Here is a 22,749-nt window from a genome sequence, read left to right as displayed (position 1 = left end):
GGCCCTAGTCCGCATAGGTCCCGTGCCATTCCCGGTTTCCGAAAATATCGAACATCTCTTTGCGGGGCACAAAGTGAATGCGCGTGCCCTTGTCGGACGTGCGCACGGTGTAGCACCGCAGATCCTCGGGCGGCTCGCCCTCGCCAAACCACGAACAATAGCGGTTCCCTTTGATCCACCAGCGGCCCTTTTTGGGATAGGTCTTGTAATCCACCAACAGCGGGCGCGAATGATACACCGTGGTCCCGTCCGCCGCCCAGGTCTGGTGTTCGGGCACCATGCTGTCGGGGCGCGTCCAGTCCTCGGTGCTGGCTGGCAGGTCATAGACCACCTTGCGCCCCTCCAGCATCACCTGGATCGGGTGGCGATCATCACTGGACATGCACGCGCTTGCCAAAAGGGGGATCAAGAGGATCAAAAAACGCATTGGCAATCCTTTCGTTCTGAATAGGCTCAGCATTCACTGCGCAGCTATCGCCGGTCAAGCCAAACCCCGTCAAACTACGGTATCGACCCTACCGTGCCGGGACCGTAGCCTGCGCCCAAAGGAGCACGTCAATGGCACTCAGCAACAACATCCGCACCTATTTCAAAGGCACCTGGCATCAGGGCGATTTGCCGGTGATGAATGCTGCGGATCATGGATCGTGGCTGGGCAGCAACGTGTTTGATGGCGCGCGTTTTTTTGACGGGCTGACCCCGGATCTGGAGGCCCACTGCGCGCGTGTGAACCGTTCCGCCGAGGCATTGATGATCACCCCGACGGTTTCAACCCAGGACATGGTCGAGATCGTGCATGACGGCCTGCGCGGATTTACCAAGGGCGAGGCCGTCTATATCCGTCCGATGTATTGGGCGATCGAGGGCGATTCCTCGGCCATTGCGCCCAAACCTGATCTGACGGGCTTTGCCATCTCGCTGGAAGCGATCCCCATGGCCCCGCCCGAAACCGCGACCACGCTGACCCGCACCCGGTTTCGCCGCCCGGTGATGGAGGACGCGGTGTGCAACGCCAAGGCCGGATGTCTATACCCCAACAATGCCCGGATGGTCGCCGAGGCCCGCGCCAAGGGCTTTGGCAATGCGCTGGTCGCCGACGCGATGGGCAATGTCGCCGAAAGCGCCACCGCGAACGTGTTCATGGTCAAGGACGGCGAGGTTTTCACCCCCATCGCCAATGGCACCTTCCTGGCGGGGATCACCCGTGCGCGCCATATCAAGAACCTGCGCGCCGATGGCTATTCCGTGCACGAAACCGTCCTGAGCTTTGAGGATTTTAACAGCGCGGACGAGGTCTTTTTGTCGGGCAATATGAATAAGGTCACACCCGTAACGGCCTTTGATGACACGCAATACGAGATCGGCCCGATCACCCGCCGCACGCGCGAACTGTACTGGGACTGGGCCCATTCAGACGCCTGAAGCCAGGGATCAAAGCTGCGCGATCATCCCACGCGCAGCATCCTCGATCAGATCAAGCACACCATCGAAATCCCGGGTGTAATAGGGGTCCGGCACCTCGGACGCCCCCCAGCCCTCGGCATATTCGGCGAACAGTGTCACCGGCGTGTCGTTGCCCTTGGGTCGCAAGGCTTCGATCCGGTCCTGGTTCGAATGATCCATCGCCACGATCAGGTCGAACTCGGCAAAGTCCTGGCTGCGAAACTGACGCGCGCGCAAGGGTGACAGATCAAACCCACGGGCTTTGGCCGCTGTTTGCATGGGGCCATAGGGGGCCTCGCCGACATGCCAATCTGACGTGCCCGCACTGTCCAGCTCCAGATCGGGGGAAAACTGGCGCACAACGCCCTCGGCCGCAGGCGAACGGCAGATATTTCCAAGACATACGAACAGGATGCGGGTGGTCATGGGGCTCTCCTTCGGTGCAGGATACTAGGCGAAGGAGCAAGCATGGAAAAGATCGTTATCCTGACCGGCGCAGGGATTTCCGCCGAAAGCGGACTGGGCACATTTCGCGACGAAGACGGCCTGTGGGCCCGGCACCGGATCGAGGACGTCGCCACCCCGGAAGGCTTTGCGCGCAACCCCGCGCTGGTACACGATTTCTATAACGCGCGACGCGAGCAGGCCGCCAAGGCCCAGCCGAACGCAGCCCATACGGCGCTGGCGCGGCTGGAACGGGATCACAGGGCAGAGGTCCTGATCATCACGCAAAACGTTGATGGCCTGCACGAAGCCGCTGGCTCAAACAACGTCCTTCACATGCATGGTACCCTGGCCGGAGCACTCTGCGCAGCCTGCGGCCACCGATGGGACGCGCCCCTGCGGATGGAACCGGGCCATCCCTGCCCCGCCTGCACCGCACCCGCCGCACGGCCCGACGTGGTCTGGTTCGGTGAAATGCCCTACTTCATGGATGAAATCTGGGATCACCTGCGCCAGGCCGATATCTTCGCCGCCATCGGCACCTCGGGCAATGTCTACCCGGCCGCAGCCTTCGGACAAGACGCAAACCGCGCCGGAGCCCATACTGTCGAACTGAACCTGGAACCTTCAGCGACCGTGTCAGACTTCGCAGAAACCCACTTCGGACAAGCCACGCAGATCGTCCCAGCCTGGGTCGAAACCATACTCAACGGCTGAAACAGGCCCCAAAGCCGGCCCATCGGGACCGGCTTTGACGCTTCGACGACGGCGGGGCACAGCCCCGCACAAGGAGAAGCGTTCCCCCTTAATTCGACATTTTCTTTTCGCCATGTTTCATATGGCCCATGTTGCCATGGTCCATTTTGCCATGCTCCATCTTCCCATGACCCATTTTACCGTGCATCGGCTTGCGGTTCAGGTCGACAGGCACGTCAATCTCGACAGCCCCAGCCTTTTCAAACTGCAAGGTCACGTGGACGATGTCGCCGTCCTTCAGCGGCTCTTTCAGCCCCAGGAACATCACGTGATGGCCACCACGTTTCATCTCGATCGTGCCGGATTCGGGCAGCATAAACCCCTCTTCAACGTGAAGCATGCGCATCACGCCATTGCTGTCTTCCTTGTGGGTATGCAATTCGACCTTTTCGGCAATATCCGAGGCCGCGCCAACCAGATGGTCGGCCTGACCCGAGTGATTCTCGATGATCATAAAGGCCGCCCCCGAGCTGGACATCATCGCGGACACGCGGGCGTAGGGGTCTTTGACCATGATGCCCTCGGCGAAGGCAGGCATAGCAACGGCAACAGCGGCGGCTGCCGCGAACAGGGTGGTTTTGAACGACATGTCTCGTCCTCTCGTCTTTGTCTGAAATATTGGAAATTAGAGTTCAGACGTAGACAGGCGGCCCCCGGGCCACGGCAGGGACAGTCTGCCCAGGATCTGCGAAACCACCTTGATCAAGGCGCAGCGCAACAGCGCGGCCCACGGGACGCAAAACTTGGGGCGACGCATCGCCAAGCGCATCGAAAAAGGAAAACGCGCAGTCGGGGCAGATGTGAGGTTGACCAACCGGCTGGCCATTTTCATCCACCAGTACCGAAATTGGACCGGTTCCGGTACACAGGACAATCTGGCCAGAGGCAGATGGCGTACCGCGCGCGATCGCCATGGACTGGCCGGTAAAGGCCAGCATGACAGCAAGCAAAATGCCGATATATGCGCGCACGGGAGTCGTCATCCTATGGGCAGATATAGGCGCAGGACCCGGGCGATGAAAAGCGACAAAAACGCCCATACCCACCGGGCACAAAGCCAAACAGCCCCGCCGCGATTGCGACAGGGCCGTTCAAACTTGTCCGAGAGGAAGGCTTAGGCCGAGGCCTGGGCTTTCGCGATCTCTTTTTTGACTTTCAGCGCGTTGGCCGACAGTTCGTCGTCTTTGGCTTTTGCCAGGAACGCGTCCAGACCACCACGGTGATCAACCGAGCGCAGGGCAGCGGCCGAGATGCGCAGCTTTACGCCACGACCCAGAGCTTCCGATTGCAGGGTGACGTCGTTCAGGTTCGGCAGAAACCGGCGACGGGTTCTGTTTTTGGCGTGGCTGACATTGTTGCCAGACATCGGGCCTTTACCGGTCAGTTCGCAGCGGCGCGACATGGCTGTATCCTCGTCTCATCAACGGGGCATTCGGCGCCCCTACAACATAAACGGACGCCGCAAAGGCAGCGCCCTAAATTCCGTTCGGGGTGATTAGGCGGAATCACCCGGCGCGTCAAGGGGGGTATCGGTGGAAACCTTCTATCCCTGCTGCATCAAGCCCAACAGTTCGGCCGCAGCGGCAGAGGGCGTGGTATTCCCCGTGGCCACCTGGTGCCCCAACTGATCCATCATGCCCTTGATCGGCTCGCGTTCCAGACGCGCCAGCAGGCCTTGGCGGACTTCCTCTCCGAACCAGTATTCGGCCTGTGCAGCCCGGCGGCCAGCGAAATGTCCTGCCTCGCGGCGCCAATCCGTCAGGGTGGTCATTTCCTGCCAGGCCTTCGCCAGGCCGTCCTCTTCCAGCGCCGAAACGGTCATCGCCTTGGGGAAATCCTGGGGGTCCTGAGGCCGTTTGCGCAACAGGCGCAAGGCCCCGGCATAATCGGCGCAGGTCCGCATCGCGGCGGGCTTCAGATCGCCATCGGCCTTGTTGACCAGAATGATGTCGGCCATTTCCATGATGCCCCGTTTGACGCCCTGCAATTCATCGCCCCCCGCCGGGGCCAGCAGCAGGATGAACAGGTCCGACATTTCTGCGACAACGGTTTCGGATTGGCCAACCCCCACGGTTTCGATCAACACCACGTCAAAGCCTGCCGCCTCGCACAGGGCCACAGCCTCGCGGGTGCGCCGAGCCACGCCGCCCAGATGCGACTGGCTGGGTGAAGGGCGGATAAAGGCGTTTCGTTCGCGGCTTAGGCGCTCCATCCGGGTTTTATCGCCCAAGATGGACCCACCCGAACGGGTCGAGGACGGATCAACCGCCAAAACGGCCACTTTCAGCCCCTGCCCCGTCAGCATCATCCCGAAGCTTTCGATAAAGGTGGACTTGCCAACACCCGGCGTGCCCGACAGGCCGACACGAATGGCCTGTTTGTCGGTCTTTCGGCTTAGCACCTCGATCAACTGCGCGGCCTGGTCCCGGTGATCGGGACGGCTGCTTTCGACCAGGGTGATGGCCCGCGCCAGCGAACGGCGGTCCCCTGCGATGATCTTGTCACTCAGCTGTTCAATATCCATGGCGCCGTCCCGATCATACCGTCCCGATTATTCGGGCGTCTTCATGCCTTGCCCGGCCACGTGTTGTCCAGCCCTCTTGCCGTCGCAGTCCCCATCCCGGATAAGCGAGGCATGGAGACCCAACTACCCATCCGCGAGGCCCTGCCTGATCTGATCTCTGCCCTGCGCGACGCAGGCCGCGCGGTGCTGCAAGCGCCCCCCGGTGCGGGCAAGACAACGGTGGTGCCCCTGGCGATGCTGGACGCCGGGCTGACCGATGGAAAAATCCTGATGCTGGAACCGCGCCGTCTGGCCGCCCGCGCCGCAGCCGAGCGCATGGCCGCGACCTTGGGTGAAAAACCCGGCCAGACTGTCGGCTATCGCGTCCGCGGCGAGGCGAAGACCAGCAAAGCCACCCGAATCGAGGTCGTGACCGAGGGCATCCTGACCCGCATGATCCAGTCCGATCCTGAACTGTCCGGCATCGGCGCGGTGCTGTTCGATGAATTCCATGAGCGCTCTCTGAACGCAGATCTGGGGCTGGCGCTGTGCCTGGAAATCGCCGAGGCCCTGCGCGACGATCTGATTCTGCTGGCTATGTCCGCCACCTTGGACGCGGGGCCTGTGGCGGTGCTGATGGGCGACGTGCCGGTGATCACCTCGCAAGGGCGCAGTTTCCCCGTCACGGTGACCCATCTGGATCGCCCGCTGGATAAACGCACCCGGCTGGAAAACGCCACCGCCGATCTGGTTGCCCAAGCCGTCGGCGAAACCGAGGGCGGCGTTCTGGTTTTCCTTCCCGGCGAGGGCGAGATTCGCCGCACCGAGGCTTTGCTGAAATCCCGCCTGCCCAAAGAGTGTCAGATCCGCCCCCTGTTTGGCGCCATGGACTTTGCGGCCCAGCGCGCTGCAATTCAGCCCGCGCAATCGGGGCGCAAGGTGGTGCTGGCGACCTCGATCGCGGAAACCTCGTTGACCATTCAGGACATCCGCGTGGTGGTGGATGCCGGGCGCGCGCGGCGGGCGCGGTTCGATCCGGGCAGCGGCATGTCGCGCCTTGTCACCGAACGCGTCACCCGCGCCGAGGCCACCCAGCGCACCGGCCGCGCCGGCCGTGTCGCCGAAGGCACCTGCTATCGCCTGTGGACCAAGGGCGAGGAAGGCGCGTTGCTGGCCTATCCCCCCGCCGAGATCGAGGCCGCCGATCTGGCCGGTCTGGCGCTGGAGCTGGCCGTTTGGGGCGCCGATCCCACCGACCTGCCCTTTCTGACCCCACCCAATCCCGGTGTGTATGCCGAGGCTCAGGCCTTGCTGGTGATGCTGGGCGCGCTGAACGACAAGGGCCGCATCACCGATCATGGCAAGGCACTGTCCAAGCTGCCCCTGCATCCGCGTCTGGCACATATGCTGACGGTTGCTGGCCCGCAGGCGGCGATGTTGGCCGCGCTGTTGGGGGATCGTGATCCCTTGCCGTTTTCAGCCCCGGTGGACTTGTCACTGCGGCTCGAGGCTTTGAATGACCCCCGCCGCTATGCCGAAAACCGGCCCCATCCGGCCAATCGCGGTGCCGTCGAACGCATCCGCTCCGAGGCCAAGCGGCTGCGCGGCCAAACCCGCGGCGATCACGCGCCGCTGGGACCTGCCGAAATGGCCGCCCTTGCCTATCCGGATCGGGTCGGTCTGCGCCGAAAGGGGGACACGCCGCGCTTTGTTCTGTCCGGTGGCAAAGGTGCCATTCTGGATGACAACGACCCCTTGGCCGGAACCCGCCTGATCGTGGTCACCGATACCGATGGCAACCCGCGCGAGGCCAAAATTCGCCAAGCCATCCAGATCACCGAAAGCGAGCTGCGCAACCTGTTCGCCGACCAGATCCACTGGCGCGACATCTGTGAATGGTCCAAGCGAGACCGCCGGGTCGTCGCTCGCAAACGCGAGATGCTGGGCGCCGTGACCCTGGATGACCGCATCTGGAAGGACGCCCCGCCCGAGGCCATGGCTCTGGCGATGCTGGACGGGGTCCGGGATCTGGGGATCGTTCTGTCAGACGCCGCCAAACGCTTTGTCGCCAGGGTACTTTTGGTGCGCGACGCGGGCCAGGACCTGCCCGACATGTCCCCTGATGCGTTGATGCAATCGATTGACGAATGGCTGCTGCCGCATCTGACTGGTGTAAAAACTGCGGACGGATGGAAAAAATTTGACCTGCTGCCGGCCCTGCGCGGCATGCTGGACTGGAACCAGATGCAGGCTGTGGATCAGGCCGCCCCAGCGCATTTCACCACCCCCCTGGGCCGGAAAATCCCGATTGATTACAGCGGGGAAACGCCCGAAATCAGCCTGCGCTTACAAGAAATGTTCGGCCAGACCACGCATCCGACCGTAGGACGCCAGCCCTTAAGGGTGACGCTTCTGTCGCCTGCGGGACGCCCCGTTCAAACGACGATGGATATCCCGGGGTTCTGGGCCAGCTCCTATGCGGATGTGCGCAAGGACATGCGCGGCCGGTACCCCAAGCACCCTTGGCCCGAGGACCCCACACAGGCCGACCCCACCCTAAGGGCCAAGCGCCGGCAGCGTTGAAATTTCCCCGCGAAACACCATTTTTGCGCGAATTCAGCAAAATTTTGCAATTGTGTTACGATGTGTATATACACAGCGGCCAACCAAGCGAAGAACCGAGCAGAGATACATGCCGAACAAATCCGCCAAAAACTGGGTCGCGACCCAGCCCAACGTGACGCAAGCGCGCCAGCCTCAGGTGGCCGCGCTGTGTCTGCGCGGGACGGGCGATGATCTGCGCGTGTTGATGATCACCTCGCGCGGGACGGGCCGTTGGATCATTCCCAAGGGCTGGCCGATCCCCGGGAAAACGGGCGCTCAGGCCGCGATGACCGAAGCCTGGGAAGAAGCCGGGGTCAAAAAGGCCAAGGTAAACCCTGACCCCATCGGCAGCTATGACTATGACAAAGACACCGACGACGGCGGCGTTATCCCAATCGAGGCCCATGTCTATGTGCTGACAGTCGAAAAGCTGGTCGATGACTTCCCCGAGGCAGACGAGCGCAAACGCAAATGGATGCGCCCCGCCCGCGCGGCAAAACTGGTGGCCGAGCCCAAATTGCAGAAAATCCTGCGCAAACTGTAAGACGCGAAAAACCGCTTTGCGGTAGCTGCGGCACCTTCACCGGCTAGGCGGAACGAAAAAACCCCGCGGCAGGCGCGGGGTTTTGTATTGGAACCGTTCGGGCCTTAGCGGCGGCGGTCGCGGCGGTTGGACATCGGCTGGAAGGCCACGCCCACATGCGCCTCGCAATAGGGTTTTCCTTGTTGCACGGGCAGGCCGCAGAACCAGAAATCATCGGTGGCCGGATCACCCACGGGCCATTTGCACGTCCGCTCGGTCAGTTCCAGAAGGGTCAGCCTCTTGGCCTTCTTTTCCACCTCGTTCACCTTGGCCAGCGCCTCGGGGCTGATTTCATTGGCCGAGGGTTGGGGCGGCAGCGGCTGACCGGCCGGGATAATCTGCTTGCGGATCGGGGTCACGTTGGCAGGGCGTTCAGCCGCAGCAGGGGCCGGTTCCGGCGCGGGGGCCGGTTTCGCAGCCGGCTTGGGCGCGGGCTTGGCCTCGGCTGCGGGCTTGGCTGCCGGTTTCGCGGCAGGCTTGGCTTTGGTCTCGGCCTTGGCCGACCCCCCCCCGCCCGAGCGATTGGACAGGCCCAGACGATGCACCTTGCCAATGACCGCGTTGCGGGTCACGCCGCCCAGCTCTTTGGCGATCTGGCTGGCCGACTGGCCCTCGCCCCACATTTTCTTCAGAAGTTCGACGCGTTCATCGGTCCAGGACATTCGGTTTCCTTACCATAAAAAGCGGCCCCGCTTGCGCGCGCCGCCTCTGTACTTTTTTGATCTGCTCCTATTTTAGTGATCCGCGCCTGAGTTACAAGGCGTGGAATCATCAGGGCCGACGCGCCCGACACAAAAACAAGGGCACAGCAGCACCATGGAAGACAGTTTGCAGATGGGCACCCGCCGCTTTGGGCACGTGAACTGGTTGGGCTTTTACACGCTGATCCGGCGCGAGGTGCTGCAATTCACCGTGGTCTGGACGCAAACCCTGCTGGCCCCGCTGGCGACGGCGGCGCTGTTCCTGATGATCTTTTCCATCGCGATCGGCACACAACGCGGCGAGGTCATGGGCGTACCGTTCACCCATTTCATCGCGCCGGGTATCCTGATGATGACGGTGATCCAGAACGCCTTTGCCAATACCTCGTCCTCGCTGGTGATCTCGAAGGTGCAGGGCAATATCGTGGACACGCTGATGCCTCCGCTGTCTCCCCTGGAATTGGTGCTGGGCTATCTGATCGGCGGTATTGCGCGCGGATTGTGTGTGGCGCTGGCAATCGGGCTGGGGCTGACACTGGTGCTGGGCCTGCCGATCGCGCATCCGCTGTGGGCGCTGATCTTTGTGGTTCTGGGCGCAGGAATGCTGGGCGGGATTGGCATCCTGGCCGGAGTATTCGCGAACAAGTTCGATCAGATGGCGGCGATCACCAATTTCATCGTGACTCCGTTGGCGTTTTTGTCGGGGACGTTTTACTCGGTGCAGGCGCTGCCCCCCAGCATCCAGACGCTGACCCACTTCAACCCGATCTTCTATCTGATCGACGGCGTGCGTTTTGGGGTGCTGGGTGTCTCGGACAGTTCGCCCTGGTTGGGATTGGCCGTGGCCGGAGGCTTCACCTGCGCGGTGACCTTTGTGGCCTGGCTGATGTTCAAGACCGGGTATCGGCTCAAGGCCTGACAACCGCCCAGAACCGCAGGAACGGGCGCAAAACAGAAAATTCTTTGCAATCCGGCGCGGCTAAGATATGTCGCCCGCATGATCAAACGCGCACATATCTCCTCAATTCGACGCCGACGTACCCACGTCTGACGTCCCGCAGCCTTTGATCCGCCGCCAATTGCGGCCCAAACCCCTAAAATCGTTGACACCCCGTCCTGTGAATGCAACCTCAGGATTTCTCTTTGGAACAAGGATGATCCACCTATGATCCCGTCTGTCCTGCCGACCTATAACCGTGCGCCTCTTCAGTTCGTGAAGGGCGAAGGCTCGTGGCTGATCGAGGCAGACGGCCGACGTTTTCTGGATCTGGGCGCGGGCATCGCCGTGAACGCCCTGGGCCATGCACACCCCGCGCTGGTCGAGGCCCTGACCACCCAGGCTCAGAACCTGTGGCACGTGTCCAACCTGTATGAAATTCCCCAGCAGCAGAAGCTGGCCGATCAATTGGTCGAACACAGCTTTGCCGATACGGTGTTCTTCACCAACTCGGGCACCGAAAGCTGCGAGCTGGCCGTGAAAATGGCCCGGAAATACTGGTTCGAAAAGGGCCAGCCCGAAAAGGTTGAAATCCTCACCTTTGACGGTTCCTTCCACGGTCGGTCCTCGGCCGGAATCGCGGCGGCGGGTGGCGAAAAGATGACCAAGGGGTTCGGCCCGCTTCTGCCCGGCTTTGTCCATCTGACCTTTGGCGACATGGACGGTGTGACCAACGCGATCACCGACAAAACCGCCGCCATCCTGATTGAGCCCGTGCAGGGCGAAGGCGGCATCCGCCCCGTCCCTGACGCGGAAATGAAGGCGCTGCGCCAGATCTGCGACGACAACAACCTGCTGCTGATCCTGGACGAAGTTCAATGCGGTGTTGGCCGGACCGGTAAGCTGTTTGCCCATGAATGGGCGGGGATCACCCCTGACATCATGATGGTCGCCAAGGGCATTGGCGGAGGTTTCCCTCTGGGCGCGGTGCTGGCCACACAAGAGGCCGCCAGCGGCATGACCGCCGGCACCCACGGGTCGACCTATGGCGGCAACCCGCTGGCCTGCGCCGTGGGCAGCGCGGTGATGACCGCCGTCACCGCGCCCGACTTCCTGGACACCGTCCGTACCCGCGCGGGTCAGCTGCGCCAATCGCTCGAAGGCCTCGTCGCCGCGCATCCTGATGTGTTTGACAGCGTCCGCGGCACCGGTCTGATGCTGGGGATCAAATGCAAGGTCCCCAATATGGACATGGTCAATGCGGGCTATGACAACGAGGTCATCACCATCCCCGCGGGCGACAATGTAATCCGTCTGCTGCCCGCCCTGACCATCACCGAAGACGACGTGAGCGAAGCGGTCGCCCGGCTGGATGCAGTCTGCGGCTCAACTGGATTCCTGACCCCATTCAACCGGCCGGCCGCTCCCTTGCGCGGACAGGCCTGATACCGAAAAGATAACCGACATGAACCACTTTCTTGATATCCACACCACCGACCCCACTGAATTGCGGGGCATGATTGATGCCGCGAAATCCATGAAAGACGCGCGCAACGGGCGCCCGAAAGGTGCGCCCGACGATGAGCAGCCGCTCAAGGATCAAATGGTTGCGCTGATCTTTGAAAAACCCTCGACCCGGACGCGCGTGTCCTTTGATGTCGGCGTGCGCCAGATGGGGGGGCAGACCATGGTTCTGTCCGGCACCGATATGCAGCTGGGCCATGGCGAAACCATCGCCGACACCGCCCGTGTGCTGTCGCGCTATGTCGATCTGATCATGATCCGCACGTTCGAGGAACAGACCCTGCAGGAAATGGCTGAATATGCCAGTGTGCCGGTCATCAATGGCCTGACCAACCGCACCCACCCCTGCCAGATCATGGCTGACATCCTGACCTTCGAAGAGCATCGCGGCCCCATTGCGGGCAAGAAGGTCGTCTGGTGTGGCGATGGCAACAACGTGTTCGCCAGCTTTGCCCATGCTGCGGGTCAATTCGGATTTGACCTGACCTTTACCGGTCCGCAGACGCTGGATCCCGAAATGGTGTTTGTCCAAGAGGCCCGTGCCAAGGGCTCGAACGTGGAAATCGTGCGTGACCCGGTCGAGGCCGTGACCGGTGCCGACCTGGTTGTCACCGACACCTGGGTCAGCATGCATGACCCTCAATCCGCGCGCGAACGGCGCCACAATCAACTGCGTCCCTACCAGGTGAACGAAGCGCTGATGGGCCATGCCAAGGAGGATGCCCTGTTCATGCATTGCCTGCCCGCGCATCGCGATGAAGAGGCGACCAGCGCCATCATGGACGGCCCGCATTCGGTGATTTTTGACGAAGCAGAAAACCGCCTGCATGCGCAGAAAGCCGTTATGCGCTGGTGCCTGGGCGTGTAACCTGAAGGTGGTTGGGGGCGCTGCCCCCGCCCCTGCGGGGCTCCCCCGGGGTATTTTCACCAAGAAAAAGCCCGAACGGGCGTGAGAGGATCGATGCAGCGGCGCGTGTTTTTGGTATCAGGATTGGCTTTGGTTGTGGCTGGCTGCGGCGGGCGGCGCAAGCGGCGCCGTGCTGCGAGATCGGAGCCGGATCTTTATCCCAACGAGACCCCGGAATTGCGGCGATTGATCAACCAGTATGCGGATCTTTATGAGGTTCCGCGCAGCCTGGTGCATCGCGTGGTGCAACGCGAAAGCATGTATCGGCCCGGCGCGCGCAACGGGCCGTACTATGGCCTGATGCAGATTTTGCCGCAGACCGCGCGGACAATGGGGTATCGTGGCCCGGATGCGGGGTTGTTGGATGCGCGCACCAATCTGACCTATGCGGTGAAATATCTGCGCGGGGCCTGGTTGCTGTCCTATGGGGACGAGGCAACCGCGGTACAATGGTATGCGCGCGGCTACTATTACGAGGCCAAGCGGCGCGGCATGCTGAAAGAGACCGGATTGCGCAGCTGATTACTCGAGTATTTTCAGCAGCTTGTCTTTGACCTCTTCTTCCAGCTTGCGTTTGATGGCGTCTTCGGCGCTTTCTCCGTCTTTCTTGTCCAGCCCCAGGCGGTCTTTGACCTCGTCTTCCAGCTTTTCTTTGGCTTTTTTCTTTTCTTCCTGAAAGTTCAGATCGATAGCTTTTTCCATGTCCGGCCGGATCCGGGGGCTGGCCCAGGGGCCTTTGATACTGACGGGAATGGCCAGGCCCTTGCCGCCATTGATCGAGTTGATCTTGGGGGTGAACAGGTAGTCCAGATCCCGCGCCCCCAGGCCAATCCGTCCCTCGCCATTGGCGCTGAGCGCTGGCAGTTTCATCAGCAGGTCGGGATTGTTGAGGTTGCCTTTGTCCATGGTGAAGCTGGCCGTCAGGCTGTCAAACACCGTGGTGCCCCCGGTTCCCACACCCGAGCGCATCAGCTTGTCCAGGTCGATGCCCTGGATGGTGCCGCGCCCCATGGTCAGGCTGCCTTTGCCGGACAGGGAATTCATAATCGCGTGCAGGCTGTTGCCGATGCCCAGATACTCGACCGAGGCGTCCGCGTCACCGGTGAAGCGGCTGATCCCTGCCATATCAGTCAGCAGGGTTTGCATATCCAGCCCCTTGGCCGACAGCGCGCCCCCTACAGACAGGCCCGAGCGGTTATTGGCCACCACGCGCCCTGTGATCGAGCCTCCATAGCCAGCCAGTTGCCGCAGCTGTGCGACGGCACGGGCGCGGTCGATGGTGATGCGGGCGCTGGTGGTCCCGAAGCTTAGGCCGGCGACGCTGAGGGCGTTGGCATCAAAGGCGATCTCGCCATCCAGCAGGGCCAAGGCACTGGCATCGATTGGCGCTTTCGACCATCCCTCGGTTGGCGCGCTGCTGGCAGAGCCGCCGCCGCTGTCCAACCCTTTCAGATCCAGGTGATCGGTTGCGATCCGGGCCGTCAGCACCGGGGTGGATTTTGCCAGGTTCAGATCCATCTCGCCTCGCAAAACGTTCTGATCCAGCGTGGCTGTCAATCCGCGAACCGAAAGCATCTGGGCCTCGGTCAAAGTCAGATCGGCGCCAAGCGTCACGCTGCGGCCCAAGCCTTTGGGCAGGGCGCCGGTCTCGACGCCAAGTGCGGCCAGGAACGCCGCCGTATCAGAGAGATCGACGCTGACCGTCCCCTGAAATTGCGGTTGCGAGGCCCCGCGCCCGTCAAACCCGATCTTGCCCCCATTGGCCGACAGCTCGGCGCGGATCGGGGTCACGGTGCCTTCTAGCAGGTCGGCCAGATTGCCGAAATTTCCCATCACGCGCAGCGGCGTCGCGCCATAGGTTGCGGACAGATCAAAATCAGCCTGACCGTCATATTCGGGCCAGCGCAGATCAACCGTGACAGCGCGCGCCGACAGGTCCGTGCCCGCGCCATAATCCACATAGCGCAGTTGGCCATCCCGGATCAGCGCCCGGTCCAAAGACAGGGCCAACGCGTTCGAGCTGCCTTGTGGCTGGCCCGAGGCAGCAACGCCGGACACCCCGGTATCCCAATTGACACGACCATCCTTGGCGCGTTCCAACAGGATTTCCGGCGCGATGGCTTCCAGCCCGGTGATGCGGACTTCACCCGAAAACAGCGACATCAGGTCAACACCGACCTTCAGGCCCTCGGCCTGCATCAGCGGGCCCTGGTCAGACCAATCGGCATTGGCAATCGTGATCGGCCCCGTCGAAACGCCCAGCACAGGGTAATAGCTGACCTTGGTTTCGCCAGATAGCACGACCGCGCGCCCGGTTTGGGCCTTTAGCTGATCGACCGCCACCTGCGCGATCCGATCCCCGGGCAAAAGCAACAGGCCCACCACTGCGACCAGCAGCAGAACCACGAAAAACCCGACCAGCCTGACAAGAAACCGCATCTCTTTGCCTCCGATGCTTTTTTGTCCAGCCTACGCAAGCCACGCCCCGCTGCCAATGACCAGTTGAACAAACCTGCGTGACGGGCCAAGTCCCGCCGGGCGCTACTCTTTGCGGCCGATCAGTCCGGTCAAGACGGCAGCCCCGACAGCGGTGATGATCCAGCCCGCCAGCTGGATAGGCATCCGCGCCCAATAGGCGATGGTCCCCAAGGTGCCATAGGCCTTGCTGGGCGCCCAGGTGGTTTCCTGGCCCAAGGCATCCAGCGGCACGAACAGATCCAAGGCATAGAGGCCCGCGCTGAAGCTTTCGTAATCCTGCCCGGCCGGGGTGCCCTGCCACGCCACCGCCGGACGCACCTCGGTCAGCCCGGCGAAATACGGCCCGGCGACCTCTAGCCATCCGGTCGAGGTCAAGATGACGTCGGAATTGGGCACCATTTGTCCCGCGCGATAGGCTGCCCCGTACAGGACAAAGGCCGCAGTCCAAATCGACACAAACCAGATCAGGGCGCGAAAGGGTTGATGCCCATAGCCGAATATCCACTTGAACAAAAAGTTCCAGATCTGACGCAGCCACATGTGAACCGATCCAAAGGCCGCACGGGCCGATCCATCCAGCCGTCCAAAGGCCCGCATCTGTTCCGCAGCGCGCAGCCGATCCTCGCGCGCGGCCAGAACCCGCGCAGCGCCCGAGCGATTGCCCTGAGCTTCCAGCACCTTGGCCAGATGGGTGTAGGGCTGCGGATCAAATCCAACAGCATCCCGTGTCAGCCAACGCTGCGCGCGCAAGGCCTGCGCCATATCGTCTGGCAAAGGAAGTTCAACCTTGCGCGCCAGCCAATCCAACCGATCCTGAACGCCCATATTGCTGTGGATCTGGGAGTAGGAGAAACCCGACAAGTGAAGCGTTTTCACCTTCTTCCAGGCATCGGCTTTATCCTCCAGCTTCTCCACCTTGGCGCTTGTCAGGTCCAAGACCGGGATTTCTGACTGAATATCACGCCAGAAAAAGCCGCCCTCGATCTTGGCAAAGTCCAGGTCAAGCGTTCCCTCAATCCGCGCATTCTCGACCACGAAACCTCCAGAAATCTGCGCCCCGGCAAAGTCCATCAACCCCGTCGCCTGTAACCCGTCTCGCAAAAACACATCCGCCCCGACCCGCACTCCGTTGCAGTCCAGCGCCGTTTTGTCTCCCCCATCAAAGCGTCCATCGCTGCAATCGAACAGTCCACCAATATCCGCCCCCAAAAGGTTGACCATCCCCGTGGCGTGAAATCCCTCTCGCAAGAAAAGGTCCTTTTTGGTTTTCAACCGATGCAGATCCAGGCCTTCAGCCAATCGGCTTCCCGGCAGGTACAATGCGCCCAATTCAGCGTCCAGAAAGGACACAGGGTTTTCGAACAGACAGTCCAAAAGCATGATGTCCAGCGAACTGACGCTGCCCTCGCAATCTAAGGCTCCATCGATCCATGCGCCAGCCAGCTTCACCCCTTTGGTATGGGGGCGGGCGCCATCCGGGCTGTCGCACCCGCCCTCGATCAAATACCGGATCAACGCGGGGCGCACCCGGCGGTCAGGATCGCGTGTATCCTTGGGGCAATCCTCTTTCCCCGGCAGATAGGCGACGCGGCCCAGCGTGCATTCATTCAGCAGGTCCTGTTCCAGCGCCGACCAGTCCTGATCGCCTTTGACCTGTTCAATCGTCAATCTTTGGGTTGTTGTCATCGCAGCCTCCACATCCTTAGATATGGTCACGCTGGCGTGATCGCGCAACACCCTTCCCCCGGGCGCGCGCATTCTGTAAGAGGCCCCATGACCCAGAATCCACCCAACCTTCGCCCCGACCTCGCGCCGCGTGCGCTGCTTCGGGATACCCCGCGTGCCGGCCAGCCGACGATTGGAATGGTCTCGCTTGGATGCCCCAAGGCATTGGTCGACAGCGAACGCATCCTGACGCGTTTGCGCGCCGAAGGATATGGCATCAGCCCCGACTATTCCGGCGCAGACGCGGTGATCGTGAACACTTGCGGATTTCTGGACTCGGCCAAGGCGGAATTGCTGGAGGCCATCGGCGAAGCCCTGAACGAAAACGGCAAGGTCATCGTCACCGGCTGCCTGGGCGCCGAGCCCGAATACATCACCGGCGTGCACCCCAAGGTTCTGGCCGTCACCGGCCCGCATCAATATGAACAGGTGCTGGACGCCGTACATGGCGCCGTGCCGCCCGACCCTGACCCGTTCGTTGACCTGCTGCCCGCTAGCGGTGTGAAACTGACCCCGCGCCACTACAGCTATCTGAAGATTTCGGAAGGGTGCAATCACAGCTGCAAATTCTGCATCATCCCCGACATGCGCGGGAAACTGGCCAGCCGCCCGATGAAGGCCGTGCTGCGCGAGGCGGAAAAGCTGGTTGAAAGCGGCGTGCGCGAGTTGCTGGTCATCAGCCAGGACACCAGCGCCTATGGCACCGATTGGAAAGACCGCGACAGCAAGTTTCCCTTCCTTGATCTGGCGCGAGAGCTGGGTGAATTGAACGTCTGGACCCGCCTGCACTATGTCTATCCCTACCCGCATGTGCGCGAGGTCATCCCGCTGATGGCGGAGGGCAAGATCCTGCCCTATCTGGACATTCCATTCCAACATGCGCACCCCGAAACGCTGAAACGTATGGCCCGCCCGGCGGCTGCCGAAAAGACGCTGGACCGCATCCGCGACTGGCGCGACATCTGCCCCGACATCACACTGCGCTCGACCTTCATCGTCGGCTACCCGGGGGAAACCGAAGAGGAATTTCAGACCCTTCTGGACTGGATGGACGAGGCGCAGCTGGATCGCGTCGGCTGCTTTCAATACGAAAACGTCGAAGGGGCGCGCTCGAACGCTTTGCCCGATCATGTCCCGGACGAGGTCAAACAGGATCGCTGGGATCGGTTCATGCAAAAAGCGCAGGCGATTTCCGAGGCGAAACTGGCCGCCAAGGTGGGTCAGGTCATGGACGTCATCGTGGATGATATCGATGACGATGGCATCGCCACCTGCCGCACCAAATCCGACGCGCCCGAGATCGACGGGAACCTGTTCATCGACGACGGCACAGAGGCGCTGAATGTTGGAGACATCGTCACGGTCGAGGTCGACGAGGCCAGCGATTATGACTTGTGGGGCTGTTTGGCGCGCTGATCCCGCATATAGCTGCCTGGGGACAGGCGGTGACGTTGGGACGCCTTCGGCGAGAGTATTTTCGGAGCAAAGAAAGCGGATTTGTGCTGCGGTGTCATCGGGGTGTGTTAGACAGGCGGCAGAATTGCATTGCCAGCCCTGAGAGCCCCTATGACCCAGATTATTTCTTCGCTGTCCCAGATTTCCAGCCGTTATGACGCCCTGTTCGTCGATCTTTGGGGCTGTGTGCATGACGGGGTTCAGGCCTTGCCGGATGCGGTGGCCGCCCTGCAAGAGTATCGCCGCAAGGGTGGGATCGTGGTGTTGGTGACGAATTCGCCCAAACCGCGCGCCGGGGTCGAGGTTCAGTTGCAAAAGTTCGGCGTGGCCGAGGATGCCTGGGACACGATCGCCACCTCGGGGGACAGCGCGCGCTCGGCCATGTTTCGGGGGGCCGTTGGACAAAAGCTGTTCTTTATGGGGGAATGGGACCGGGACGAGGAGTTTTTCACCCCGCTGAAACTGCTGGAGGATCCGCTGGACGTCCAATTGGTTGAATTGGACCAGGCCGAGGGCATCGTCTGTTGTGGCCCGTTTGATCCGATGGCAGATCCGGCGGATCTGCGGCCCGAACTGCTGTATGCCAAGACCAAGGGGATGAAGCTGCTCTGCGCCAACCCCGATATCGTGGTGGATCGCGGCGAGGTGCGGGAATGGTGTGCGGGTGCGGTTGCGCGGCTGTACACGGAAATGGGCGGAGAGAGCCTGTATTTCGGCAAGCCCCACCCGCCGATCTATGATCTGGCGCGTCGCCGTTTGTATGCTTTGGGGCATGACATTCCCGATACTCAGATTCTGGCCATCGGTGACGGGGCGCAGACCGACATCAAGGGGGCCATGGGCGAGGACATCAATTCTTTGTTCATTAGCGGTGGACTGGCCCGTGCAGATACCAAAACGTCGCACCAACCCGATCCAGAGGCCCTAAATGCCTATCTGCAAAGGGAAATGTCGATGCCAACCTATACCATTGGACAACTCCGCTAGATCAAATAAGACTTGATTTTCTGCGGCTGCAAAGTAATAAAGTTCCAACATGAGGGCCTGTTGCGCTCAAAAATTACTCACCGAACCAAACGGAGGGTCGGATGTTGGACAATTTGCCTCGTGGAACGATCTGTATCGAAGATATCGAAATGGGGATGACTCGCCATGTGCGTAAGGTCGTCACCGATGAAGATATCGAGATGTTCGCCAAGGTCTCGACGGACCATAACCCGGTGCATCTGGACGAAGAATACGCCAAGGACACCATGTTTCATGGCCGTATCGCCCACGGGATGCTGACGGCCGGATTGATCTCGGCGGTGATTGGTGAACAGCTGCCGGGACATGGCACGATCTATATGGGCCAGAGCCTGAAATTCCTGGCCCCGGTGCGCCCTGGCGACATGGTAACGGCCGAGGTCGAGGTGATCGACATCGAGCATAAAAAACGCCGGGTGCGGCTGGACTGCCGGTGCCTCGTGAATGGCAAAAAGGTGCTGGTGGGCGAGGCAACCGTGCTGGCCCCGTCGCGTAAATTCGACTAATCGCCTGACAGGGCAAAAATTGACGCGCCGCAAGGCAAGGATGCGGCGCTTCATTGCTTGCGCATTCGGCGAATGGCCGCTACGCCTTCGCCATGCGTATCATCCGTGACCATACCTATGTGAACGAAGCGGACCGCGGGGCCTCGGTTGCGATTGGCAACTTCGATGGCGTCCACGTGGGCCATCAGGCTGTGATCGAACTGGCCCGCAAGGCTGGCCAGGCCATTGGCGCGCCTCTGGGCGTCATGACCTTTGAACCGCATCCACGTCAGTATTTCGCCCCGGATGCTCCGGCCTTTCGTTTGATGAGCCGCGAGGCCAAGGCCCACCGGCTGGAGAAGCTGGGCGTCGAACGTCTGTACGAGCTGAACTTCAACGCTGCCCTGTCCGGCCTGACGCCCGAGGATTTCGCGCAAAAGGTCATCAAGGACGGTCTGGGCCTGAAGCACGTGATCGTGGGGGCGGATTTCTGCTTTGGCCGCGGCCGCAAGGGCACAACCGAAGATCTGAAACGGTTTGGCGCGCAGATGGGCTTTGGCGTGACAGTGGTCGAACTGATCGAGGGCGAGACCGGCGAAGTGTCCTCGACCGCGATCCGGCAAGCGCTGAGCGATGGTCGCCCGCGCGATGCTGCTGCGATGCTGGGCCATTGGCACCGGATCGAAGGCGAAGTGATCGGCGGTGACCAGCGTGGCCGTGAAATGGGCTATCCCACAACCAACATGTCCATCGACGGGTTGCACCAGCCCAAGCTGGGCGTTTACGCCGTTCTGGTCGACGTGTTGGAAGGCCCGCATAAGGGCAGCTATCAGGGCGCTGCCTCGATTGGGGTGCGTCCGACCTTCAACGGGGACACACCGAATCTGGAAACCTATATCTTTGACTTTACCGGGGATTTGTATGGCACGCCTTTGTCCATCGGTCTGGTCGAATATCTGCGCCCAGAGATGAAGTTCGACAGCCTGGACAGTCTAATCGCCCAGATGGACAAGGATTGTGAGCAGTCACGCGTTATTCTGAGCAAGCTATGACTTGCCTGCGCGCGCGTTTCTGGGAAAACTACCCGCTCAAGGACCTCAGCCGCGACGAATGGGAGGCCCTGTGCGACGGGTGCGGCAAATGCTGCCTGAACAAACTGGAAGACGCCGACACAGGCGAGGTTGTGCTGACCCGCGTGGCCTGCCGTTTGTTGGATGACGAGACCTGCCAGTGCACGCAATATGACATCCGGCACCAGTTCGTGCCCGAATGCATCGTGCTGAAACCCGGGAATATCGACAAGAACCTGTATTGGATGCCCGAAACCTGCGCCTACAAGCTCTTGTGGACGGGGAAAAAGCTGTATGATTGGCATCCGCTGATCTCGGGCGATGCGGACAGCGTTCACCGGGCCGGAGTCTCGGTGCAGGGAATGACGGTGCCTGAATTCGAGATCGACGAAGACGACTGGGAAAACCATCTGATCGAGGAGCCCCGCTGATGTTTTTTGCCTCTGATAATGCGGGCCCGGCGCACCCGAAGGTGATGCAGGCCGTGGCGGACGCAAATCAGGGCTATGCGATGGGGTACGGCGCGGACGCACAAATGGCCGAGGTTCAGCAACGTCTGCGGGATCTGTTTGATGCCCCCGACGCCGCCGTCTATCTGGTGGGCACTGGCACCGCCGCGAACGCACTGGCGCTGGCCACCTTGGGCGAACCCTGGCAAACCGTGTTCTGCGCCCCCACCGCCCATATCCACGAAGACGAATGCAACGCGCCCGAGTTTTACTCGGCCGGGGCCAAGCTGACCCTTGTCGGCCGGGACGATAAAATCACACCCGACACCTTGCGCACCGCGATACTGGCCGAGGAAACACGCGGCGTTCATGGACCGCAGCGCGGGCCGGTTTCGCTGACACAGGTCACCGAACGCGGTCAGGTCTATAGCCTGGAAGAGCTCCTGGCGCTGACGTCCGTGGCGCAAGAATTCGGCCTGCCCGCCTATATGGACGGTGCGCGCTTTGCGAACGCGGTTGCGGCCCTGGGCTGCTCGCCCGCCGACATGACGTGGAAGGCAGGTATTGATGCGGTCAGCTTTGGCGGCACGAAGAATGGCTGTTTGGGCGTCGAAGCGGTGATTTTCTTTGACCCGGCCAAGGCCTGGGAATTCGAGCTGCGCCGCAAGCGCGGGGCGCATCTGTTTTCCAAGCACCGCTATCTGTCGGCGCAGATGCTCGGGTATTTGGCCGATGATCTGTGGCGCGACATGGCCGATGCTGCGAACGCGGCCTGCGCGCGTCTGGGGACCGGTCTGGCACAAGCCGAGGGCGTGCAACTGCTGTACCCGCCTCAGGCCAACATGATCTTTGCCGATATGCCGCGCCGCCTGCACCAACGCCTGCAGGACGCAGGCGCGGTGTATTACATCACGCGCGGCACGCTGGAGGGCGACGACCCAGACGAACCCCTGACCGGACGTTTTGTTTGTGACTGGTCGATCCAGGACACCCAGATCGACGCGTTCCTGGAACTGCTGGCCTAGCTACAGCTTGCCTGCCAGATGCAGATCCAGATCGGCCAGGCTGTCCTGGCCCCAGAACTTTTGCCCGCTATCAACCACATAGAAGGGCGAGCCAAACACGCCCGCGCTCACCGCATCCTCGAGGTTGCGGGCATAGGTTTCGGCCCCGGTCAGCAAACCGCTGTCCGTCAGGCCCGGATCAAACCCAGCGTCTTCCAGACAGGCCTTGAGAACCGCGTCGTCCGAAATGTCCTTTTCTTCGGCCCAGGTTGCGCGCAGCACCGCCTGCACCAGTTTACCGACATCTCCGCCCCCGGCCGCCTGCGCCGCGATGATCGCATAGGACGAAGGCGCCGCGTTCACCGGCCAATGCGCTGGTTGAAGATGAAACGTCATTCCCAGCCGTTTGGCCGTGCGGGGCAGCACCTGAGCGCGATACTCGTTGCGCGAGGGATGGCGCTGCCCTTGGGGCAAACCGCCTGTCCGGGGAAAGGCCGCCATGATGTCAAAAGGCCGATAGATCACGCTGGCGCCATGTTTTTCGGCGATTTCTTCCATCCGGTTCCCGGCCAGGTAGGAATAGGGTGACAGCGTCGTAAAAAAGTAGTCGATGTGCGGCATTTCTGCCCCTCCCTCATGCGCATAGCTTTGCCTG

General features: G+C 61.5%; 24 protein-coding genes. 14 read left to right on the top strand and 10 right to left on the bottom strand.

All coding sequences use genetic code 11. From position 1 onward, the window contains the following. Window positions 1-4 precede the first annotated feature (4 nt). Window positions 5-427 carry a hypothetical protein gene (locus tag ACXADQ_RS08960; protein ID WP_475319169.1) on the bottom strand — a complete coding sequence of 141 codons (423 nt, stop codon included), beginning with the start codon at window positions 425-427 and terminating at the stop codon, window positions 5-7. Between the two features lie 131 nt (window positions 428-558). Here ACXADQ_RS08960 and ACXADQ_RS08955 point away from each other — a divergent pair, with 131 nt between their 5' ends. Then, the gene (locus ACXADQ_RS08955) at window positions 559-1,422 is read left to right on the top strand and encodes a branched-chain amino acid aminotransferase (protein WP_475319167.1); all 864 of its coding nucleotides are present in this window, start codon (window positions 559-561) and stop codon (window positions 1,420-1,422) included. A gap of 9 nt (window positions 1,423-1,431) precedes the next feature. Here the strand turns inward: ACXADQ_RS08955 and ACXADQ_RS08950 are convergent, their stop codons facing one another. Beyond that, the gene (locus tag ACXADQ_RS08950; protein ID WP_475319165.1) at window positions 1,432-1,869 is read right to left on the bottom strand and encodes a low molecular weight protein-tyrosine-phosphatase; all 438 of its coding nucleotides are present in this window, start codon (window positions 1,867-1,869) and stop codon (window positions 1,432-1,434) included. A 42-nt stretch (window positions 1,870-1,911) separates the two neighbouring features. Between ACXADQ_RS08950 and ACXADQ_RS08945 the strand changes: the two genes are divergently transcribed. Further along, the gene (locus ACXADQ_RS08945) at window positions 1,912-2,604 is read left to right on the top strand and encodes an NAD-dependent deacylase (RefSeq protein WP_475319163.1); all 693 of its coding nucleotides are present in this window, start codon (window positions 1,912-1,914) and stop codon (window positions 2,602-2,604) included. Window positions 2,605-2,692: 88 nt separating this feature from the next. Here the strand turns inward: ACXADQ_RS08945 and ACXADQ_RS08940 are convergent, their stop codons facing one another. The 4 genes from ACXADQ_RS08940 to meaB form a co-directional block, all read right to left on the bottom strand. Beyond that, window positions 2,693-3,232, bottom strand: a complete 540-nt coding sequence (locus ACXADQ_RS08940; protein WP_475319161.1) for a copper chaperone PCu(A)C — start codon at window positions 3,230-3,232, stop codon at window positions 2,693-2,695. 43 nt (window positions 3,233-3,275) lie between these two features. Continuing rightward, window positions 3,276-3,614 (bottom strand): hypothetical protein, encoded by a 339-nt coding sequence (locus tag ACXADQ_RS08935; RefSeq protein WP_475319158.1) that lies wholly within the window; start codon window positions 3,612-3,614, stop codon window positions 3,276-3,278. Between the two features lie 143 nt (window positions 3,615-3,757). Further along, window positions 3,758-4,045 carry a 50S ribosomal protein L28 gene (gene rpmB, locus ACXADQ_RS08930; RefSeq protein ID WP_475319156.1) on the bottom strand — a complete coding sequence of 96 codons (288 nt, stop codon included), beginning with the start codon at window positions 4,043-4,045 and terminating at the stop codon, window positions 3,758-3,760. 141 nt (window positions 4,046-4,186) lie between these two features. Then, on the bottom strand, window positions 4,187-5,167 hold the full coding sequence (gene meaB, locus ACXADQ_RS08925; RefSeq protein ID WP_475319155.1) for a methylmalonyl Co-A mutase-associated GTPase MeaB: 981 nt from the start codon (window positions 5,165-5,167) through the stop codon (window positions 4,187-4,189). A gap of 111 nt (window positions 5,168-5,278) precedes the next feature. Here meaB and hrpB point away from each other — a divergent pair, with 111 nt between their 5' ends. Then, window positions 5,279-7,729 (top strand): ATP-dependent helicase HrpB, encoded by a 2,451-nt coding sequence (hrpB, locus tag ACXADQ_RS08920; RefSeq protein ID WP_475319151.1) that lies wholly within the window; start codon window positions 5,279-5,281, stop codon window positions 7,727-7,729. 109 nt (window positions 7,730-7,838) lie between these two features. Next, complete coding sequence (locus ACXADQ_RS08915) at window positions 7,839-8,294, top strand: NUDIX hydrolase (protein ID WP_475319147.1); 456 nt, start codon at window positions 7,839-7,841, stop codon at window positions 8,292-8,294. A gap of 104 nt (window positions 8,295-8,398) precedes the next feature. Here ACXADQ_RS08915 and ACXADQ_RS08910 read toward each other — a convergent pair whose 3' ends face one another. Next, entirely contained in the window at window positions 8,399-8,995 is a 597-nt protein-coding gene (locus tag ACXADQ_RS08910) for a GcrA family cell cycle regulator (RefSeq protein WP_475319146.1), read from the bottom strand. A 154-nt stretch (window positions 8,996-9,149) separates the two neighbouring features. On the opposite strand from ACXADQ_RS08910, the gene ACXADQ_RS08905 reads away from it, so the two are divergent. From ACXADQ_RS08905 to ACXADQ_RS08890, 4 genes are all read left to right on the top strand, one after another. Next, window positions 9,150-9,953, top strand: a complete 804-nt coding sequence (locus ACXADQ_RS08905; RefSeq protein ID WP_475319144.1) for an ABC transporter permease — start codon at window positions 9,150-9,152, stop codon at window positions 9,951-9,953. 246 nt (window positions 9,954-10,199) lie between these two features. Continuing rightward, complete coding sequence (locus ACXADQ_RS08900) at window positions 10,200-11,417, top strand: acetylornithine transaminase (protein WP_475319142.1); 1,218 nt, start codon at window positions 10,200-10,202, stop codon at window positions 11,415-11,417. A gap of 19 nt (window positions 11,418-11,436) precedes the next feature. Next, window positions 11,437-12,363 (top strand): ornithine carbamoyltransferase, encoded by a 927-nt coding sequence (argF, locus tag ACXADQ_RS08895; RefSeq protein WP_475319139.1) that lies wholly within the window; start codon window positions 11,437-11,439, stop codon window positions 12,361-12,363. A 93-nt stretch (window positions 12,364-12,456) separates the two neighbouring features. Beyond that, window positions 12,457-12,924, top strand: coding sequence for a transglycosylase SLT domain-containing protein (locus ACXADQ_RS08890; RefSeq protein WP_475319135.1), 468 nt, complete (start codon window positions 12,457-12,459; stop codon window positions 12,922-12,924). On the opposite strand, the gene ACXADQ_RS08885 is transcribed toward ACXADQ_RS08890, so the two are convergent. Together ACXADQ_RS08885 and ACXADQ_RS08880 are read right to left on the bottom strand one after the other, a co-directional pair. Then, window positions 12,925-14,841 carry an AsmA family protein gene (locus tag ACXADQ_RS08885; RefSeq protein WP_475319131.1) on the bottom strand — a complete coding sequence of 639 codons (1,917 nt, stop codon included), beginning with the start codon at window positions 14,839-14,841 and terminating at the stop codon, window positions 12,925-12,927. A gap of 102 nt (window positions 14,842-14,943) precedes the next feature. Then, complete coding sequence (locus tag ACXADQ_RS08880; protein WP_475319124.1) at window positions 14,944-16,566, bottom strand: hypothetical protein; 1,623 nt, start codon at window positions 16,564-16,566, stop codon at window positions 14,944-14,946. An 87-nt stretch (window positions 16,567-16,653) separates the two neighbouring features. Between ACXADQ_RS08880 and rimO the strand changes: the two genes are divergently transcribed. From rimO to ACXADQ_RS08850, 6 genes are all read left to right on the top strand, one after another. Further along, window positions 16,654-18,021: a 30S ribosomal protein S12 methylthiotransferase RimO gene (rimO, locus tag ACXADQ_RS08875; protein WP_475319119.1), complete on the top strand. Its 1,368-nt coding sequence runs from the start codon at window positions 16,654-16,656 to the stop codon at window positions 18,019-18,021. A 150-nt stretch (window positions 18,022-18,171) separates the two neighbouring features. Beyond that, entirely contained in the window at window positions 18,172-19,047 is an 876-nt protein-coding gene (locus tag ACXADQ_RS08870) for a TIGR01459 family HAD-type hydrolase (protein WP_475319114.1), read from the top strand. Between the two features lie 101 nt (window positions 19,048-19,148). After that, a complete protein-coding gene (locus ACXADQ_RS08865) occupies window positions 19,149-19,592 on the top strand; it encodes a MaoC family dehydratase (protein WP_475319109.1) in 444 nt (147 codons plus the stop codon). A 92-nt stretch (window positions 19,593-19,684) separates the two neighbouring features. Further along, window positions 19,685-20,623, top strand: a complete 939-nt coding sequence (locus tag ACXADQ_RS08860) for a bifunctional riboflavin kinase/FAD synthetase (RefSeq protein ID WP_475326060.1) — start codon at window positions 19,685-19,687, stop codon at window positions 20,621-20,623. After that, window positions 20,620-21,072, top strand: coding sequence for a YcgN family cysteine cluster protein (locus ACXADQ_RS08855; protein ID WP_475319103.1), 453 nt, complete (start codon window positions 20,620-20,622; stop codon window positions 21,070-21,072). The genes ACXADQ_RS08860 and ACXADQ_RS08855 overlap by 4 nt, the downstream gene beginning before the upstream one ends. Beyond that, a complete protein-coding gene (locus ACXADQ_RS08850) occupies window positions 21,072-22,115 on the top strand; it encodes a threonine aldolase family protein (RefSeq protein WP_475319097.1) in 1,044 nt (347 codons plus the stop codon). Before ACXADQ_RS08855 ends, ACXADQ_RS08850 begins: the two co-directional genes overlap by 1 nt. Here ACXADQ_RS08850 and ACXADQ_RS08845 read toward each other — a convergent pair whose 3' ends face one another. Next, window positions 22,116-22,715 carry a DsbA family protein gene (locus ACXADQ_RS08845; protein ID WP_475319094.1) on the bottom strand — a complete coding sequence of 200 codons (600 nt, stop codon included), beginning with the start codon at window positions 22,713-22,715 and terminating at the stop codon, window positions 22,116-22,118. Window positions 22,716-22,749: the final 34 nt, after the last annotated feature.

This window comes from Thalassovita sp. ABM4_323 (genome assembly GCF_056158665.1).
This window is presented reverse-complemented; position numbering and strand designations above follow the sequence as displayed.

Coding starts and splice junctions, on each gene's coding strand:
- ACXADQ_RS08960 (WP_475319169.1), bottom strand. CDS start 427: ATGCGTTTTTTGATCCTCTTGATCCCCCTTTTGGCAAGCGCGTGCATG.
- ACXADQ_RS08955 (WP_475319167.1), top strand. CDS start 559: ATGGCACTCAGCAACAACATCCGCACCTATTTCAAAGGCACCTGGCAT.
- ACXADQ_RS08950 (WP_475319165.1), bottom strand. CDS start 1,869: ATGACCACCCGCATCCTGTTCGTATGTCTTGGAAATATCTGCCGTTCG.
- ACXADQ_RS08945 (WP_475319163.1), top strand. CDS start 1,912: ATGGAAAAGATCGTTATCCTGACCGGCGCAGGGATTTCCGCCGAAAGC.
- ACXADQ_RS08940 (WP_475319161.1), bottom strand. CDS start 3,232: ATGTCGTTCAAAACCACCCTGTTCGCGGCAGCCGCCGCTGTTGCCGTT.
- rpmB (WP_475319156.1), bottom strand. CDS start 4,045: ATGTCGCGCCGCTGCGAACTGACCGGTAAAGGCCCGATGTCTGGCAAC.
- meaB (WP_475319155.1), bottom strand. CDS start 5,167: ATGGATATTGAACAGCTGAGTGACAAGATCATCGCAGGGGACCGCCGT.
- hrpB (WP_475319151.1), top strand. CDS start 5,279: ATGGAGACCCAACTACCCATCCGCGAGGCCCTGCCTGATCTGATCTCT.
- ACXADQ_RS08915 (WP_475319147.1), top strand. CDS start 7,839: ATGCCGAACAAATCCGCCAAAAACTGGGTCGCGACCCAGCCCAACGTG.
- ACXADQ_RS08910 (WP_475319146.1), bottom strand. CDS start 8,995: ATGTCCTGGACCGATGAACGCGTCGAACTTCTGAAGAAAATGTGGGGC.
- ACXADQ_RS08905 (WP_475319144.1), top strand. CDS start 9,150: ATGGAAGACAGTTTGCAGATGGGCACCCGCCGCTTTGGGCACGTGAAC.
- ACXADQ_RS08900 (WP_475319142.1), top strand. CDS start 10,200: ATGATCCCGTCTGTCCTGCCGACCTATAACCGTGCGCCTCTTCAGTTC.
- argF (WP_475319139.1), top strand. CDS start 11,437: ATGAACCACTTTCTTGATATCCACACCACCGACCCCACTGAATTGCGG.
- ACXADQ_RS08890 (WP_475319135.1), top strand. CDS start 12,457: ATGCAGCGGCGCGTGTTTTTGGTATCAGGATTGGCTTTGGTTGTGGCT.
- ACXADQ_RS08885 (WP_475319131.1), bottom strand. CDS start 14,841: ATGCGGTTTCTTGTCAGGCTGGTCGGGTTTTTCGTGGTTCTGCTGCTG.
- ACXADQ_RS08880 (WP_475319124.1), bottom strand. CDS start 16,566: ATGACAACAACCCAAAGATTGACGATTGAACAGGTCAAAGGCGATCAG.
- rimO (WP_475319119.1), top strand. CDS start 16,654: ATGACCCAGAATCCACCCAACCTTCGCCCCGACCTCGCGCCGCGTGCG.
- ACXADQ_RS08870 (WP_475319114.1), top strand. CDS start 18,172: ATGACCCAGATTATTTCTTCGCTGTCCCAGATTTCCAGCCGTTATGAC.
- ACXADQ_RS08865 (WP_475319109.1), top strand. CDS start 19,149: ATGTTGGACAATTTGCCTCGTGGAACGATCTGTATCGAAGATATCGAA.
- ACXADQ_RS08860 (WP_475326060.1), top strand. CDS start 19,685: ATGCGTATCATCCGTGACCATACCTATGTGAACGAAGCGGACCGCGGG.
- ACXADQ_RS08855 (WP_475319103.1), top strand. CDS start 20,620: ATGACTTGCCTGCGCGCGCGTTTCTGGGAAAACTACCCGCTCAAGGAC.
- ACXADQ_RS08850 (WP_475319097.1), top strand. CDS start 21,072: ATGTTTTTTGCCTCTGATAATGCGGGCCCGGCGCACCCGAAGGTGATG.
- ACXADQ_RS08845 (WP_475319094.1), bottom strand. CDS start 22,715: ATGCCGCACATCGACTACTTTTTTACGACGCTGTCACCCTATTCCTAC.